At 43.8% G+C, this 17,766-nt stretch carries 20 protein-coding genes; all 20 read right to left on the bottom strand.

Annotated elements, in window-relative coordinates; translation table 11 throughout:
• Positions 1–230: 230 nt before the first annotated feature.
• Positions 231–1,028 carry a septum site-determining protein MinD gene (gene minD / locus AB1K89_RS11515; RefSeq protein ID WP_252502837.1) on the bottom strand — a complete coding sequence of 266 codons (798 nt, stop codon included), beginning with the start codon at positions 1,026–1,028 and terminating at the stop codon, positions 231–233.
• Position 1,029: 1 nt separating this feature from the next.
• The gene (minC, locus tag AB1K89_RS11520) at positions 1,030–1,701 is read right to left on the bottom strand and encodes a septum site-determining protein MinC (protein WP_413054870.1); all 672 of its coding nucleotides are present in this window, start codon (positions 1,699–1,701) and stop codon (positions 1,030–1,032) included.
• A 26-nt stretch (positions 1,702–1,727) separates the two neighbouring features.
• Positions 1,728–2,246 (bottom strand): rod shape-determining protein MreD, encoded by a 519-nt coding sequence (gene mreD, locus AB1K89_RS11525; RefSeq protein ID WP_413054871.1) that lies wholly within the window; start codon positions 2,244–2,246, stop codon positions 1,728–1,730.
• Positions 2,243–3,139 carry a rod shape-determining protein MreC gene (gene mreC, locus AB1K89_RS11530; RefSeq protein ID WP_413054872.1) on the bottom strand — a complete coding sequence of 299 codons (897 nt, stop codon included), beginning with the start codon at positions 3,137–3,139 and terminating at the stop codon, positions 2,243–2,245. Before mreC ends, mreD begins: the two co-directional genes overlap by 4 nt.
• Positions 3,140–3,157: 18 nt before the next feature.
• Positions 3,158–4,174, bottom strand: coding sequence for a rod shape-determining protein (locus AB1K89_RS11535; RefSeq protein ID WP_252502833.1), 1,017 nt, complete (start codon positions 4,172–4,174; stop codon positions 3,158–3,160).
• A 239-nt stretch (positions 4,175–4,413) separates the two neighbouring features.
• Positions 4,414–5,088 carry a RadC family protein gene (gene radC, locus AB1K89_RS11540; RefSeq protein WP_413054924.1) on the bottom strand — a complete coding sequence of 225 codons (675 nt, stop codon included), beginning with the start codon at positions 5,086–5,088 and terminating at the stop codon, positions 4,414–4,416.
• A 31-nt stretch (positions 5,089–5,119) separates the two neighbouring features.
• On the bottom strand, positions 5,120–5,719 hold the full coding sequence (locus AB1K89_RS11545; RefSeq protein ID WP_413054873.1) for a Maf family protein: 600 nt from the start codon (positions 5,717–5,719) through the stop codon (positions 5,120–5,122).
• 96 nt (positions 5,720–5,815) lie between these two features.
• On the bottom strand, positions 5,816–6,484 hold the full coding sequence (locus tag AB1K89_RS11550) for a hypothetical protein (RefSeq protein WP_413054874.1): 669 nt from the start codon (positions 6,482–6,484) through the stop codon (positions 5,816–5,818).
• Positions 6,485–6,573: 89 nt separating this feature from the next.
• Positions 6,574–7,329 carry a prepilin peptidase gene (locus AB1K89_RS11555; RefSeq protein ID WP_413054875.1) on the bottom strand — a complete coding sequence of 252 codons (756 nt, stop codon included), beginning with the start codon at positions 7,327–7,329 and terminating at the stop codon, positions 6,574–6,576.
• Positions 7,326–8,009: a pilus assembly protein PilO gene (locus AB1K89_RS11560; protein ID WP_413054876.1), complete on the bottom strand. Its 684-nt coding sequence runs from the start codon at positions 8,007–8,009 to the stop codon at positions 7,326–7,328. The genes AB1K89_RS11555 and AB1K89_RS11560 overlap by 4 nt, the downstream gene beginning before the upstream one ends.
• A complete protein-coding gene (locus AB1K89_RS11565; protein ID WP_413054877.1) occupies positions 8,002–8,619 on the bottom strand; it encodes a fimbrial assembly protein in 618 nt (205 codons plus the stop codon). The genes AB1K89_RS11560 and AB1K89_RS11565 overlap by 8 nt, the downstream gene beginning before the upstream one ends.
• Before the next feature lie 2 nt (positions 8,620–8,621).
• Positions 8,622–9,575 (bottom strand): type IV pilus biogenesis protein PilM, encoded by a 954-nt coding sequence (pilM, locus tag AB1K89_RS11570; protein WP_413054878.1) that lies wholly within the window; start codon positions 9,573–9,575, stop codon positions 8,622–8,624.
• 34 nt (positions 9,576–9,609) lie between these two features.
• Positions 9,610–10,080, bottom strand: a complete 471-nt coding sequence (locus tag AB1K89_RS11575) for a type II secretion system protein (protein WP_413054879.1) — start codon at positions 10,078–10,080, stop codon at positions 9,610–9,612.
• Positions 10,081–10,199: 119 nt separating this feature from the next.
• On the bottom strand, positions 10,200–11,411 hold the full coding sequence (locus AB1K89_RS11580; RefSeq protein ID WP_413054880.1) for a type II secretion system F family protein: 1,212 nt from the start codon (positions 11,409–11,411) through the stop codon (positions 10,200–10,202).
• Positions 11,412–11,413: 2 nt separating this feature from the next.
• Entirely contained in the window at positions 11,414–12,451 is a 1,038-nt protein-coding gene (locus AB1K89_RS11585) for a type IV pilus twitching motility protein PilT (RefSeq protein ID WP_413054881.1), read from the bottom strand.
• 10 nt (positions 12,452–12,461) lie between these two features.
• Positions 12,462–14,120 (bottom strand): GspE/PulE family protein, encoded by a 1,659-nt coding sequence (locus AB1K89_RS11590; protein ID WP_413054882.1) that lies wholly within the window; start codon positions 14,118–14,120, stop codon positions 12,462–12,464.
• Positions 14,121–14,150: 30 nt separating this feature from the next.
• Complete coding sequence (locus tag AB1K89_RS11595; protein WP_413054883.1) at positions 14,151–15,482, bottom strand: VanW family protein; 1,332 nt, start codon at positions 15,480–15,482, stop codon at positions 14,151–14,153.
• A gap of 26 nt (positions 15,483–15,508) precedes the next feature.
• On the bottom strand, positions 15,509–16,726 hold the full coding sequence (locus AB1K89_RS11600; protein ID WP_413054884.1) for a hypothetical protein: 1,218 nt from the start codon (positions 16,724–16,726) through the stop codon (positions 15,509–15,511).
• A gap of 18 nt (positions 16,727–16,744) precedes the next feature.
• Entirely contained in the window at positions 16,745–17,212 is a 468-nt protein-coding gene (locus tag AB1K89_RS11605) for a prepilin-type N-terminal cleavage/methylation domain-containing protein (protein WP_413054885.1), read from the bottom strand.
• 29 nt (positions 17,213–17,241) lie between these two features.
• Positions 17,242–17,646: a type IV pilus modification PilV family protein gene (locus AB1K89_RS11610; RefSeq protein WP_413054886.1), complete on the bottom strand. Its 405-nt coding sequence runs from the start codon at positions 17,644–17,646 to the stop codon at positions 17,242–17,244.
• Positions 17,647–17,766 lie beyond the last annotated feature (120 nt).

Raw genomic sequence — 17,766 nt, forward strand, 5'->3', positions numbered from 1 at the left:
AATCGAACAGCGAAGGGTTTAATTAGACTTAATTACTACGTTCTTTGCAGAAATTAAGGCATCCTGCTAGTAACGCTATGCTTTTACTGCAAAGTAGTGCAAAGATGTGCTCGTAACGCTTCGCTTTTACTCGCAAAAGCCGTTCTTCGTGACGGCTTTCGCTCCCTCATTGCCTTCTATCATTATAAATGTAAATATAAAAAAGAACCCTTGCTAAGAAGGGTTCCCGTTTATTTAGCGAATAATGATTTCAATTTCCCGAAAAATCCTGGTTTGCCTTCGTCGAGAGACATGAGTGGCACTGACTCGCCTAAGATCCGACGGGCGATGTTCCGGTAACCGATTGCTGCCGGGTTCGATGGATCCATGACGACTGGCTCCCCTTTATTCGAAGAGGAAATGACTTTTTCATCGTCAAGGACAATTCCGAGCAGATCGATGGATAAATGAGATGTGATTTCATTGACATCCAAAGCGTCGCCGCTATTGACGAGGCGGCTTTTGATCCGATTGATGATCAGCTTCGGCGGCTCGATGTCCTCTTGCTCCAAAAGTCCGATGATACGGTCCGCGTCCCTCACCGCCGAAATTTCCGGCGTCGTGACAACGATGGCTCGATCCGCACCTGCAACGGCATTTTTATATCCTTGCTCAATGCCTGCAGGGCAGTCAATTAAAATATAATCATAATCCCGTTTCAATTCAGTGATCAATTCTTTGATCTGTTCTGGTTCAATTGCGTTTTTATCTGTAGTCTGAGCTGCCGGCAGCAAAAATAGTCCATCTTCAAAACGCTTGTCCTTGACGAGCGCCTGATGGATTTTGCATCGGCCTTCGATTACATCGACGAGATCGTATATGATACGATTTTCAAGTCCGAGGATGACGTCCAGATTGCGGAGACCGATATCCGTGTCAACAAGACACACTTTTTTACCTTGTAGAGCCAATGCTGTCCCAAGATTTGCAGATGTCGTCGTTTTACCGACTCCACCTTTTCCAGACGTTATTACGATTGCTTCACCCACACTAGCTCCCTCCTTTGAATGTCGACAGATTAGGTCGGAGAATCCGAAGCTCCTGTAAACGGTCGATGGCAATGAAACCGTTCGGATGTATGTATGCGCATTCCATCTCCGGTTGTTCCGACAAAATTGTCAGCTCGTCAGTCATTGTTTCCATTCTATCCGCTATCATCAAATGCGTCGCTTCAAGCCACGAAGCCGCAATTACAGCTTCTTCATTGCCAGCTGCTCCCGCATGAGCAATCCCTTTCAATCTTCCTAATACATAAATGCTTCCCGCGGCCACGACACGGCCGTTCGGATTGACATCGCCGATTACGACAAGATCTCCATCGGCCTTTACGACCTGTCCCGAGCGAACGATGCCGATATAGGTCTCCGATTGATTCTCCAGTACTTTACGGTTGCACTCTTCGATTGTAATGACTTCGCTTTGAATCTTGGAAACTCGCAAATGCGGCGATTCGTGAACGACATTCATAATTTCCTTAAGCTCCTCTTCATTACAATAACGATTACCAGTATGCACCTTCACTTCAGCGAGACCTTCAAGACTGTTTTCGCTGACTTTATTGCGGAGTTCTGCAATCATGTCCGAATAAGCGCATTTGTCGTCAAGTCGGAGGACAAGCCCGTCTTTTGTCCCTTTTATTGTTACATAGTGCTGTTTCGTCATTTGCGTCCCTCACAGTTTTTTCTTGATTATATTCCGGCTTTTTGCAGTTCTCTCTCATCGATAAGCCATTTGAACAGATAGCCGAACATCGCCACAAACATGGAATTGGCAATCATTGTCGGCATAAGACGGATCACGATGAACTCTTCGAAACCGATTGCCGTCAATGCGATCAGGCTGGCAAAGATGAACGACAGCAATTCGAGCACCGCAACCATCGCCATAGATAAAAGCATCACTGTGATGACATGGCGATGGAGCTGCCGGATGATCAAAGCGGCAATATAGCAGATCACCGGATATAAAAAAGTATATACTCCAATAATATCAATGTGATACATATCATACAAGAGTCCAAGTATGATTCCATAGAGGATTGCTCGCCTCCGTCCGTAGTAGACGGTGATGAAAATCAGATAGACGATAACGAAGCGAGGTACGAGAGTGTAAGATACATCTGCGATCGATACGGGTGAAAAGAGACTGAATACCGGCTCGAGGAAAAATAATATGACGGCAATAAGAGGGATTATGAACCTGATCACGATCCATCCTCCCCCTCTTCGTCTTCACCAGCGACTTTACCATCTGTTCCGCTTGTAATGCCAGATGACCTCTTTGCGACCATTACATGGTCCAACATGGAGAAATCAGCTGCTGGACGAATATATGCCAATTTCGTCAACCCGAAATCATCGGTGGACACTTCTGTCACTTCGCCGATCAACAAACCTTTCGGAAAAATTCCGCCAAGACCGGAAGATTCGACTTTCTGCCCTTCTTTGACGTCAAAATTTGAATCGATGCGCTTCATTATTAATTCGCCACGAGCAGGATCATATCCTTCTATCAAACCAAAAATCGCCTCTTGACCCGGAATGACTGCAGCCACCCGGAAGTTGCGGTTTTCAGTCGATAGTAATTCGACAGTCGACGTGAAAGGAGTGACGAGCACCACTTTTCCGACAAGTCCATTTGCAGTTATGACAGCCATATTCAGCTCTACGCCTTCCACGCTGCCTTGATCGATAATGATCTTCTCTTCCCACTGATCGGGATTTCGTGAAATAACGGTTGCTTGGATAGGCTCATAATCTCTAAGGCTATCTTTCTTGCCGACGATTTCTCTGAGCTTCTCATTATCCGCCTTCACATCCGCCAGCTCCGCCTGAGTAGAGGCATATTCTTTTAATCGTGCTTTCAAATGCTTGTTTTCTTCATATGTATTCAAAATACCATCGATTTTATCCAATGTGCCTGTAATATAATGTGCCGGTTTCGAGAATAGAGATTGCCCGAAACCGACGACATCTTTCACAATTTGTTCTGGAAGGGTGGCGTTCTGCCTGTCTTTTAAGGAGAATGAAATCAATGCCACAAGGACAATGACGCCCACAAGCAGCAAAATCAACCGTTTATTCGAAAAAAATCGCGGCATTGCCCAAATCCTCCCTCATTACCTAGCTTGCATCTTTTTAATCACTTCGAAATTATCGAGCGCTTTCCCCGTTCCGATCGCTACACAATCAAGCGGGTCTTCGGCGATGAAGACAGGCATATTCGTTTCATCCGAAATGACCTTGTCCAAGTTTTCAAGCAACGCTCCCCCGCCTGTCAAGACGATTCCGCGTTCCATGACATCCGCAGACAGCTCAGGAGGAGTAGCTTCCAACGTCTTCCTGACGCCCTCAATAATTTGTGTGATGGATTCACGTAGTGCTTCGACGATTTCATCAGAAGATATTTCCAAAGTTTTTGGTAGGCCAGTCAATAGATCTCGGCCTCTGATATCCATCTTTTCAGGTTTAGCAGAAACCTTCGCCGAACCAATTTCAATTTTAATAGCTTCCGCAGTACGTTCACCGATTGTCATATTATACGTTTTACGGATATAACCGATGATTGCCCCGTCCATTGAGTCTCCTCCGACACGGATGGATTCGCTCGTAACGATGCCGCCGAGTGAAATGACAGCAACTTCTGTTGTACCGCCACCTATATCGACGACCATGCTGCCAGTAGGTTCCCAAACTGGTAAATTAGCACCGATAGCAGCAGCAAACGGCTCTTCAATTGTAAACGCATCTTTCGCCCCAGCTTGTCTTGCTGCGTCAATGACCGCACGTTGTTCGACAGATGTGATGCCGAATGGAACGCAAACCATGACGTTCGGTTTCTTCCAAGCGCTGCCTGCAGCTTTTGTCGCTTCTTTCAAATAATGCTCGATCATCGCTGTCGTAATTTCAAAGTCCGCAATGACACCGTCTTTCATCGGGCGAGTCGCCACGATGGAACCAGGAGTCCGTCCAATCATATTTTTAGCCGCTGAACCGACTGCTACGATTTCATTCGTCACTGTGTTTTTCGCTACAACGGATGGTTCTCTAAGAACAATCCCTTTTCCTTTGATGAAAACTAATGTATTGGCTGTGCCGAGGTCGATCCCGACATCCCTTGATCCAAATCCAAACAAATCTGTTCTTCCTTTCTATTCGACCGCATAAAATGGTCTTCTTGAAATCATACACCACATTATAACGGATTGGAGAACAAATTCACAGTGTCAATAGCAATAGGCTGGATTTTGATGCTATCGCCTTCCTCCTATAAGCAGCTTGCAGAAGCTCCGGCATTCCCTTCATGCTGTAGGGTTAGGAGCCTTTTTCCTTTATTGTTTCCGCATAAATCTATTTCCATTTTAGGAGTAATTTGCTAGCCCATATATCCTTTTTCCTTAAGACTTATGAATCGATGATCTCCTATAATTAGATGATCCAGCAGTTCGATCCCGATAATGGAGCCCGCTTCGACAAGCCTTTTTGTCACCTCGATATCCTCCGGTGAAGGCGAGGGATTACCGGAAGGGTGATTATGTGCCGCAATGATGGAAGCGGCGGATCGTTTCACCGCTTCCCGGAAAATTTCACGCGGATGGACGATTGATGAATTCAAGCTGCCAATGAAAATCGTCTGTTTGTGCAGCACTTCGTTTTTCACATTGAGGAACATTACGACAAAATGTTCCTGAACGAGGGAAGACATATCCGTCATCAAATAGGCAGCAGCGTCTTCCGGCGATTTAATGACATAGCGACCTTCCGAATGTTTACGATAAATTCTCTTACCTAACTCCACAGCGGCAAGAATTTGGACAGCTTTCGCTTGTCCAACCCCTTTTACTGCTGTCATCTCTTCCACTGTCGCATCTTTAAAGTCCTGGATCTTATCGAATGATTTCAAAATCCTGTTGGCAAGCATTAGAACAGACTCTTCTTTCGTGCCTGTCCGAAGTAAGATGGCGATAAGCTCCTGGTTTGATAGACTTCCAGCTCCTTGGCGGATAAGCCTTTCGCGGGGTCTATCCGCGATATGTACATCCCGGATCATCATCTGCTTCTTCGCTTCAACTGTCAAAGAATCATTCAGCCTCCTTCAACAGGACAATGCCTTCTTTGCGCAATGTTTCTACCAGTTTCGATAAGGGCAAACCGACTACGTTCAAATAGTCCCCTTCAATCTTTTCGACGAGCAAGGCGCCTGCGGTCTGGATGCCATAACCACCTGCTTTGTCCATCGGATCCCCTGAGTCGACATATGCCCGGATCAGCTGATCATCAAGCACCTTGAAAGTCACTTTCGTTTCCTCGGAAAAGACGGTTGATAAGCCGTTTCCGAGAATGCTGACACCTGTGAAAACCGAATGGGTTTTGCCTGAAAATCTTCTTAGGAAGCTTTCAGCCTGTCCCTTCGATGACGGCTTCGGGTACACTTCCCCTGCGAAGACGACAATCGTGTCTGCTGCGATAATGACAGCATTCGTTCTTTTTTGAGACACTGCAGCCGCCTTTTTCACCGCAAGCTTCTGGACATAATCCGCAAAATCATTATCCACTAACTCCACCACTTCTTCGACGTCGCTTGGCATTATTTCGAAAGGAATGCCAAGATTTCTGAGCATCTCCTGCCTTCTAGGAGAGCCGGATGCCAAAATAATCGGTGTATCTGCCATGAATTCCATATAAGCAACCTCCTTTTTCTTTATCATACTGTAGAAGATGCTCAATGGAAATTTTCACAAATCGGCAATAACTTGATTTCGTCCCGTTTTCACACTTTAAAAATTGATTTTCACACAGCCGTTATTATGAGTATAATGCGAGAGCAATTTGAGGCGCACAATACGTAAATCCGATGTGAATGCGGTCACAGCAACTAAATTCTTACGGAAATCAGCTATTTTTTCATCATCGTCTTCCCCTTCAGCGACACTTGTCAAAACTTTAATTTTGGACAATTCCTTTTCCGACAACGCGCTCCTCAATTTTCCCGCGCCAACAGCGGAGCATGAAGATACATCAGCGAAAAAGGGTTTCCTGAATGTCATTTCGTATTCGCTCACTTCAATTTCATCTTCCTGAATGCCGACTGCGCTCCATACATAGAACTGTCCCCCGATTTCCAAAATGTCGGCTTTCGCGAGACTTACATCTTGCGCCATGAAATCCTTTGCCGATTGCACGCTTGAAAAAACCCCATGCTGTTTTGCGTACAGTTTGAGGGGGGCATCCTCGGCGGAAATGGCTGGTCCGGAAGCCGGAGTCGTTTCACCGGAAGTCGGCGGATTTGTCGTAACGACTTCCTGTTCCACCGCTTTCTCCTTTCCAATCCCATTCGTCCCGACGATGATGAACCCTACAATTGCCACTGCAGCAATGCCAATGAGTACCCCGTGAAGCATCGCCATCGCAACTGTCACTTTTGAATATTTTTTTCTGAATTTCATGCCAGACCACCCCGTTTTTAGTAACCGTACCAAATCGGACATGAAAAAGAACAAGACGTTTGTCGCCTTGTCCTAAAAAATTTATCGACTTAAATGAATAATTGCTGATACCATTCGACAAAGTCCGCTCCGAAGAAATATGAAATGACAGCAGCAACTGCAATGGACGGTCCGAATGGAACAGGTGTCTTCCTGCCTTTCCCGGTTTTCTTCAGCACGTAAATGCCGACGACAGAACCGATCAATGAGGCAAAGAACAGCGTCATTAACGTATTCATTGTTCCAAGTACGAGGCCGATGACGAAGAACAGTTTGATGTCTCCGCCGCCCATTCCGCCTTTCGACACGATCGCGATGAAAAACAGAACAAAAAAACCGACTGCAGCACCTAACAGGCTATCCCACCACGGTGCCGTCGGTATGAGCCATCGAAGGATTAACAACGCGATGGCGAACGGCAAAAGCACTTTATCGGGGATGATCATATAAGTCAAATCCGATACGGTTATGATGACGAGAAGTGAAACGAACAGCAAAGCAATGATCAATTCATACTTGAAACCGACTTGATAATATGTAAAAGCAAATAAAACTCCCGTCAAGAATTCCATCAGCGGATACATCGGACTGATTATTTGTCCACATCCTCTACATTTTCCACGCAGGGCAATAAAAGAGAATATTGGTATCAAATCGAGCGGACGTAGCTTCCGATTGCAATTTGTGCAATGGGATGGCGGGGAGACGATCGACTCCTTTTTAGGTACGCGAAGGCCGACAACGTTGAAAAAAGAGCCGAAGATGCTTCCGTAAATGAAAAATAGTAATATCCAAACAACACTCATTCACTATCACCCAATCCAGGAATTTGATTAATCGGCGTCGGATCCTCTTTACCCGCCGGCACCGGCGCGTCCACTTTCGGCGCTTCCTCCTCAAGACTCCCCAAATCCGGCCGGAAAAACGCATGAAACGCGATAGAAAGTTCCATGAGTCCGTTCTCCTGTTCAAATGTTGTCACTTCCTCAGGGGCAGTGAATTCAATACGATCCATGACGAAGATCCGCTCCATCGATTCGATTTCTTCGATGAACCGATCGATTTGACTGTATGCATCCGCCTGCAAACGCACCTCTGCAATTACAGCTTGAACGTTTTCAACTTCTTCTGGCGGATTTTCAATCATCGTATCTTCGAGTGAGAAATTCACTTCATGCACGAAGGTATCGGACTTCACTTCAGCTTTTTGCACTTGCAACAGAATGAGGTCTTCCAGCGGCTTCACAGGCAGCTTCTCCTGCAAAGGACGTGAGCTAGACGAGCCGGAAGGACGTTGCTGCGCCTCTTGCCTCTGCAGTGCAAAAAGGATATCCCTTTCATTCGCCAACGTCTGTGTCGCCCGTTCATTTGACTCTTTCGCAGGTGAATAGATTTGTAAATAAGAATACGTAGCGAGGACAATTAGAAATACAATCGCTAAAACTAGGAGGCCAAACTCCTTCTGACGTTTTGTCATATTACTCATCGGAGTCACCCTCCTGCCCATCCGGTTCTATCGTTTCTTCCACTTCGACAACAACACCACGGTCATCAACGTATTCAATAAGATAAGTCGCTTCGAATCGTGGAAGTGTATGTAAGTCACTTTCCTCATCGAGACTCACAGCGACCAACGACTCCATCGTTGAGGACGATACGACTGTCGACGATTTGATCCTCGTCAAATAATAGGCGGCATCGGATTTATCATCGAATTGGACAGTAACCACCGACTCATGAGGTGCGGTGAATTCGAACGAGACAAAAAAACCTCTTTCCGGCAATAAAGCGACCATTTCGCGCATTAAAGGCAATGTGTCGAACTTGTACGCTTCTGCCCACTCGACGGTCGAAGCGAGTTTGTCCCGGTCATCTGCATGAGATGAAGGTTTAATATCTTCCCGGACCGCTTCCTGGCTTGCATGCAAAGAGGCGATCTGCGTTTCCACTCGAACTGTCTGCTTCGACAAAGAAAGGGATAGAAGAAAAAGAATAGCCCAAAAAAGAATAGCCGCACCTAAAATAACGAGTGCAGCAATAAGGAGCGTCGATCGCTCCCTCTCCTTTTCAGGCAATAGATTAATATCAACGAGCATGACTACACCTCTTTCAAAGCCAACCCGATCGTCCGGTTGAAAGTTGCGGGCAATTGTCGTCCATCTTGAAGTTCCAGCGGTCTTTTCAGCAATCGTTCCGCTTGGATAGAAAACCGTTCCCGAATGGCCGACAACAAGCTATCCATTTCACTGTATTCGCCATTGACAAGCAAGTGAGTGATGGAAGCAGTTCCGTTATGTAAATTATATCGATAAAAGTTCATCAGCTTTTCAAGTTCCATCACGATCGTTGTCGGCGTTATGGCATGAGGATTCGCATGGACGTCCGCAACAATCGAAAGATCCGCTGATTGCGATAGATCAACAGGTCGCATGAATAGCGGGTAATGTTTATGGAAAATCGATACGGTCAGCACGCCATCATGCATATCGGCGATGAGGACATGCTCGCGGCCCTCGAATTGATACATTTTATATGCAAGCCGGTAAAGGGCGAGCGGGCCGATATCCGCAACGACTGGATTGAGCTTCACCGCTTTCAGCACTTCTTCATACTTGTCCAAAATGCTTTCCTTTGACGCAATCAATATCGCCTCTTTGCTCTCTTCGTTCAACGTACAAGGAACAACGTCAAAAACCGGATCATCAAACGGCAAATAGATTGTCGAGCCAATTTCAATGAAGAAATGCCCTTTCAATTCATCCGGCTGAATATCTTCCGGATAAGGCACTTTCCGGATCATAACATATGTATCAGGAGCAAGGAATTGGACATCGCGCTTCGCGATGCCCCATTCCTTAAGGATTCCCTCCAAAATGACCACAAGCGCCTCGGCATCGACTATCTTCCCCTCGACGACAGTGTTCGGAGGAAGCGCAACTTCCTCCGCAACATCAACGACGAGGGGCTCTGTCGACTTCAACCGGACAAAACGGACGGCGTCATCTTCAATTGTAAGTGTTGCCGGCTGTTTGCGGCGGTTGAATAGTGACATTTCTCATTTCCTCTCCAAGTCAGTATTATTAATGTCATCCTCCTGTCGTTCCACCTGTTGCTCCTGTAATTGCAGCTGGAGTACCACTACCTTTTTGATTATCATCGGAAATTTTTTGAATAGTCGCAGCAGAAAATGTGACTTTTTTGCCTTTGGAATACTCAACATCGGTTGCTGTAAGCGTATTTGGAGACGACTTAGCAACTGAAGCAGCATCAGGAATCAACCCCTGATTTTCCAAATAACCAGACTTAACTAAACTTTTATCAGTTCCATTTACTACAACTGATGTTTCTTCTGGATTTTCTACAAAGTACAAATTAGCTGCATTTAAAACATTAATCGCATCTGCTTTAACTGCGTTGTATTTGCTATTAACTATAATATTCCCAATAGCAGGCACCGCAATCGCTGCAATAATCCCCAAAATCACAATAACCGCCAAAAGCTCGACAAGCGTTAACCCTTTTTCGTTTTTTAAACGTTTTTGTAAAAACTTTTTCATCATTATTCCTCCCTATTCTACCTCATTATTAATTCCAAATTAAGAATACCAAACTACCAGTAGAAATGAAACTATCAACCTATATTTGTATATAACTATTTATTTTCCGACAAAATTCGTTACATATTATCTATTTCAGTGAAAAGGCTGAACATCGGCAACAGAATCGAAAGAACTATCGTTCCGACCAATCCTGCCAATAGGACTATCATAAGCGGTTCGATAAGTGCTTTCAGTCGGTCTGTAGATGCGTCGACTTCCTTCTCGTAGAAATCCGCCACTTTAGCGAGCATTGCATCGAGTGATCCCGTCTGCTCCCCAATTGCAATCATATGTGGAATTAAAGGAGGGAATGCCCAATGATCTGCCATCGGCTCCGTCAATGACCCACCTCGCTCTAATGACTGTCTTGATTCACCGATGACCCGAGAGATAACTTCGTTTTCTACAATCTTTTCTGTCATCGACAGTGCTTGCAATATCGGCACGGAACTTGCAAATAAAGAACTAAGCGTCCTTGTTAACGTAGCTAACGCTGACTTTTTCATCAAGTCGCCGAAAATCGGAAGTCGCAACAGGAATGAATCAAGTAAATATTTCCCTTCCTTATTGCTGTGCATCATCCAAACACCTACAATAATTGCAGCTACAATTAGAATGAATAAATACCAATAATCCACCATGAACTCACTTGCCTTCAGGACAAACTGCGTCAGCCACGGAAGCTCGCCGCCGACACTTGCAAAAAGGTCTACGAACATCGGAACGACGAACGTCAATAGGAAAACAACAACGCCGATTGCAACGATTCCAACTACAATCGGGTAAGACATCGCAGATATGACCTTCTGTTTCGTCATATGCGCTTTTTCGTAATGCTCTGCCAGCCTGTCCAATGAATCGTCGACTGTTCCTGACATCTCTCCGGCTTTGATCATGTTAATGACCAATGGTTCGAACGCTTTCGGATGCTTCATCAATGTATCAGATAACGAACCGCCGCCCCGAAGGTCATCCCCGACAGAAATTAATATCTTTTGGAATGGTTTTGATTCGACTTGCAATGAAAGAATGCGTATTGATTCCACGATGGTTACACCCGCCCGAAGCAATGTCGAGAATTGGCGTAGGAACATGATGAACTGGGTCCGCTTGATCGGTTTTCCTAGATGGATCTCTTTCGTTAGCATCGTTTCGGCTTGTTCAGTCAAATTGGTTACACGGATTCCTTGGTTCTTCAATTTCAAAGCAGCTTCCCGTTTATTCGCAGCAACGACAACGCCGGATCTTTTCGATTTTGCATCTCGACCTTCATACTTAAATCGGGCCATCGTCAATCATCACCTTCGATATACGGCACTGCCGCTTCGTATGATATGAGTCCACGTTCAAGAAGCTGCCTTACCGAACTATCCATCATATGCATCCCCAATGACCGACTTGTCTGTATGACGTTCGGAATTTGATGGACCTTTTCCGAGCGTATTAAATTCGAAATCGCGGAATTGTTGATCATCAATTCGGTTGCAACTCTTCTACCTTTCCGGTCCACTGTCTGAAATAATCGTTGCGACAATACAGCCGTCAACACGCCAGCCAACTGAACTCGAATTTGGGATTGCTGTCCGTGCGGGAAGACGTCTATGATTCGGTCAATTGTCGAAGCTGCACTCCACGTATGGAGCGTCGCTAAAACTAGGTGACCGGTTTCAGCTGCTGTAATAGCTGTTGAAATCGTTTCAAGATCCCGCATCTCCCCAACGAGGATGACATCGGGATCCTGACGTAGGGATGCACGTAATCCATCTGCGAAAGAACTCGTATCGAAGCCGACTTCCCTTTGGTCAATAATTGAAGACTGATGGGAATGAACATATTCAATCGGATCTTCGAGAGTGATGATATGTTTGCGCATCGTTTCATTCATATAGCGGATCATCGCCGCCAGCGTCGTCGACTTCCCTGATCCTGTAGGACCAGTAACCAATATGAGACCTTGAGGAGTTTCCGCCAATGACTTTAATATCCCGGGCACTTGCAATTCGTCGATTGATGGAATGATTGTCGGGATTGTCCGAAAGGCTAGCGAAATGGAACCGCGCTGTTGGAATGCATTGACACGGAATCGGGCAACTCCCTTTAATTCATAAGAATAGTCGATTTGTCCATTCTTCATGAATGCCCCGTATAACTTTTCAGGAATGGTAGATTTAGCCGCTTCATCGGTGAAAGATTCATCTACGGCATCTTCCCCATATCGCTTCAATTCCCCATGGATCCTGAATACAGGCGGCACGCCGACCGTCAAATGGATATCGGATGCTTTCAATTCAAATGCCTTTTTTAATATTAAATCTATTCTTTCATTCATAGTTATACCCCTATTCAATAAGTGAAACACGTAAAACTTCTTCCGTTGTGGTGATCCCCTGCTTCACTTTCTCCAGTCCATCATCAATCAAAAATACAGTCTCATTCCGCAATGCAATTTCCCTCAGCATTGCCGGTGTGCCGTGGTTATTAATGACCTCACGCATTTCATCGTTAATAATGAGCACTTCATGAATGGCGACCCTTCCACGATATCCGGTCATATTACAAGCCGCACAGCCCGGTCCGCGGACGATTGTTTCAATCTCTTTGCCCCGTTTTGCAAAAATCTCTTTTTCCCGATTTGACGCCGGCATTTCTCTTCCACAATCCCGGCAAACACGGCGGATCAGCCGCTGGGCGATAATCGCATTCACGGAAGCCGTCACAAGAAACGGTTCAACCCCCATGTCAATCAATCTCGTAATTGACGCGATGGAGTCATTCGTATGAATCGTGCTCAGGACGAGATGACCCGTCAATGACGCACGGATTGCAATTTCAACGGTTTCACGGTCACGAATTTCACCGACCATGACAATGTCTGGATCCTGCCTCAATATCGATCGCAAACCGTTCGAGAATGTGAGGCCGACTGCCGGATTCACTTGAATTTGATTGATGCCTTCCAGTTGATATTCAACCGGATCTTCTACGGTAATAATATTCACTTCTTCTTTATTCAATTTATTCAAAGCTGCATATAGCGTGGACGACTTACCCGAGCCGGTCGGTCCGGAGATTAACACAATCCCATTCGGCCGTTCGATTTCCTTCATGAACCGCTCCAAGTTCACAGGACTGAAACCTAATTTCTTCAAGTCATTCAACGAGCTGCTCAAATCCAAAATACGCATGACGACTTTCTCTCCGAATACAGTAGGAAGCGTCGACACCCGCAGATCAATCGGTCGAAAATCGATTGTCGCTTTTATCCTGCCATCCTGCGGTACACGATGTTCCGTAATATCAAGAGACGACATGATCTTAATCCGAGCGGTGAGCATCGCTTGCATATGCTTCGGCAAATACCGTTCCGTCTTGAGCATTCCATCAACCCTAAAACGGATGACGACTTGATGCTCTTGTGGATCTATATGGATATCGCTCGCCTTCTGTGTAATCGCCGATGACAATAACTGATTGACGAGACGAACAATCGGAGAATCAAGGTCAGTCAGTTCATCTTGTTGCTCTCTCGTTTCCTCCGGTTGCTCTATGAAAAAGTCTTCCAACAATTCATCTTCGTAATACTTTGAAATTGTCCGTAAAATATCATCTTTTGAAGCGATTGCCGTTTCAATATGGAACCCCGTCGACAAACGCAAGTCGTCGACAGCCAAATAATCCATCGGGTCCGACATCGCAACAAACAGTCTGTCCCCTTCCGCTTTCAAAGGAACAAGTAGATTCCGCTTCGCAAATTCTTTCGGAACGACATTGAAAAGTTTCGGATCGAACGGATATCTGAAAAGGTTGACGTGTGGAATCCCTAATTGGAATTCGAGCACCTCAATCAATTGCTGTTCCGTAATATATCCTCTCTGAAGTAGCGCATCTCCAAGTTTTTGATCTCGCGGCTTTTCTTCCAACGCGGTTTGTAGCTGCGCATCAGTAATGAGTCCAGATTCAACGAGCAAATCGCCCAATCGTTTACGTGCTGTCGCCATATACATCCCTCTTTCACTTCTTGACGTCAATCATTTCCCTATCGGAAGGCCGCTTTTATCGTAGATGACTTCCTCTTCCAATTCTCCATTTTTGTCGGATACTTCGTTGCTCCCAGAGTTGTCAGATTCAACACCTTCAGGGCCGGGTGTTTCAATTTCAGTTTCTGTATGTGTCCCAAAGTTTTGTGTTGTGTCACTTTCTTCGGTAGTGCTGTTGTTTGGAACTGAATCACTTTTTGATAATGGATGGATTTCGATCCTATGAACAGGTGCATAAAAGTCCTCGGAAACATTCTCCGTTTCCACGACTTGTCCATCGACAGACAACGTCCGTTTGACGATCGCTTCTACTCCATGCTTGCCTTCCTGAGAAACGAAAACTTGCCCTTCATGTACGAACGCACTATATTGCCGGATAATTCTCGGTTCATACGTTTCTATATTTGTTATAGCAGGTTCGTAAGTGTAATAGAAAGGTTTGCCTTCAATCACTAGACTGATTGCCCCCGATGACCAAGCTGCACGAATGGTGAATACTGTTTTGTTCGGATTGGTGAACTTAAAGTCCAGGCCAAGCGTCTGATTCATAGCTGCTTCGAATCCTGGTTGAATATTTGGAGATACGACCGAGCTAATATTTCGTTCATCAATATGGAAATTTGTTTGTAAAATTGCGCTGTATAATATTGAAGATAGTAATGTCATTTCTTCATCACTTAGAGGTCCGACTTCAGGGCCTGTCAGCAATTCCATCAGGGAAAATGTTTCAAACGGCCCTATGACTGTTTGGTTCAGTGCATGAATCGCCTTAGATAACGCAGGCGAAATCCCGTCAATGCTATATTCGGAGGACCCTACTACCTCATCAGGAATCACATTCGTTCCAAGATAGTCTGTAATATGGACATTTCTAGGCATGATACCTGATTGCAGTTCTTTTTCAATACCTGCAGCAACCGAATCGACGGCATCCTCTGGGAATTGAATCCATGACAGTTCTTGATTTAGTATAGTTGCCAATCCTTCTCGTGAAACATTGGCGATAATTGGGTTGTCTTCTCCGGAATTAGCATTAGCCAGTGTCATGTCAATATCGAATTTAATTGTTTCTGGTGTAAGAGAGAATTGAATGTCTTGGTAGATTAGGTTCACTTCAAGGTTGGTCTGAAGCTCGGATAAATCTGAAGCTAATTTTGATTTTGCCTGTTTTGCTTTATTGTTGGAAATGTTGAAAGGTCCAACGTAAGTATGGTCGGTGAATCTCTTATTGTTGAATAATCCCTCACCTGCAAAGGTGTTTTTCGCAAAAGCACTAGATAGCACAATGGTAAAAATAATTAAAATAATATTACTTTTTCTCACGAAACCAATACCTCCGTGGATTCATTTTAATAGTTAACATCCACTAACAAATCGATTGCAGACTCAAATACTTCATATCGAACAACGTCGGATGATCCACTTTCAATTAAAGGTTGTCCCATACATTCGTTAACAAAATCCACTAAAGATCCAGATCTTTTAGGACTGTTATTCGCATTACTTGGCCACACTGGATTTTTCGAAGAAGAATAAAAGTAAATTTGAGCGGGTTTATCAAATGATATTTTTTCAATATCGCCTTTTGAAAAACCGTCAACGTTCACACAAATTTTTCCACTACTTTGAAATCCAACTGAGATTTTATCCGTAATTTTTCCTTTATTATCTTCATCGCCTAAAAGAATAAGTTTACCTTTCATTTGATTCATATTTTTCCCATTTAACGAGTTAACAATCAAAGTAAAATTAAACTGATTCATATTGTTTGCATCCAAATATCCATTATGAACCCATATTAAGCCACCTTGGTTGTTTGGATTATTAGCACTTATATTGCCATCTGAATAAAACTTTCCTGATGAGCAATGTCCATTTTTTTCACTACAGCCAACATTTTTTATAAAGTCACTTCTATCTTTAAAAAACTTATAAATGTCAACAGGCTTCGCGTTTGGCTGATTATTATTGCCAGTTTTACGTATAACGAATTTTGGCACTTCGTAAGACAAAACCGTTTTTAACAGTTTTGGTTTTTCGGCTTTCGAGTTGCCGATTATTCCTAGTTTGATAATTACCTTACCGCCATTTTCCTGCCCGCTAACTTCATTTTTATCTATTTGAAAAGAATATGGGGAGCTCCCAACTTTAGACAATTTAATATTTGTCGGTTCAGATATTTTTATACTATTGACTAAAGCACTGACTTTATTGAGATAATCATCTTCAGCTTCTATCAAGATAGTTTCAATCGATTTAATGTTGCATCCTGGTTTTGTTGTATTGGGCCGACCGCCACAATCATTTAACTTAGTTAAATCAGCCTGAATTCCATTGAGTACTTCTTTCTGAATTTTACGTTCCTCATTATTTACTTTTCCAACGTAGTAATCCACACCCATCTCCGCAGCAACAACCGCTAAATGATTCTGATCGACTTTCTGCTCTTGCTTTGCATTACTCAAACTTCCTCTAAAAAATACAGCTGAAACAGTGAAGATAAAAACAATTAAAAACAAGACAACTAGTAAAGCATATCCTTTTTCACTTTCAACTGTTTTTCTCATAGCAATCCACTCCGATTCTTAATCAGGCTGGTAACGTGTAATTTTAGAATCAATTGTTACGTTTGGGTTTTTCTTAGCAGGATCACGTACAGTTAATTTTATAGAATATGATGCGTTAATCCCTTTAGAAATAATTGGGTATATCTTAATTTCTTCAATTGCTAAATCTGTATCAACGTACATTGCATAATAAAAATCATTTGCAATTTGCTCGCCGCCTTTGTCAACTCCATTTACTATGCAGTTATTAATTTGAATCTTTTGACGACTTACCATTAACTCATAAGCGTCACATTGGCGATGGTATTTTTGAATTTCTGTAATAATGCGATTGGCTTCCCGCTGCCAACTCAATTTCTTTGTCTCAACATTATTGTATTTGATGCTAAAGAAAACCGTTGTCCAAATGAGGGTAATAACAAGCGAAACGAGAACAAGAGTGACTAAAACTTCAACTAACGTCATTCCTTTTTGTCTTTTAATCACGTACACTGCCCTCCCTATCCGGTCCACTATCAGTTGCGCACATAGCCAAACGTTTCACTAATAGGCTTATCTTTTTGGCCAGGCTCAAAATATTTGATATAAACTTGATACAGAGTGACTTGTCCTGCACCATTACCTTTTAAATCAGGTTCCATTGTATATTCTAATATTACTCCATACCCTTTTTCTTCTTCTGCTATAAGACACTTTTCGCTATTTATATCACATATTGTAGGGATACCAGAATACCTAATCTCGTTTAATTTATTTCTAGCTAAATTCATCGTTTCTAGCTTACTCTCAGTCTTCTCATTAAAAATAGTCATAAGTGGAAAAATCGTCATAAATCCAATAAAGACGATGCCTAAAATGACAAGCGCGGCTAGGATTTCGACTAGGGTCATCCCTTTTTCATTGATCTTATCGCTTCTCATCAGAGACATCGCCTCCCTTATAATCTTACTATTACTAACAGCATACAAAATCCGTCCAAACTAATCAACCAGTCTATTCCAATAGTATAATAATCATAGAAAAAGACCGGCATCCGCCGG

The organism is Sporosarcina pasadenensis (assembly GCF_047228845.1).
In the GTDB taxonomy this organism is placed as follows: Bacteria; Bacillota; Bacilli; order Bacillales_A; family Planococcaceae; genus Sporosarcina.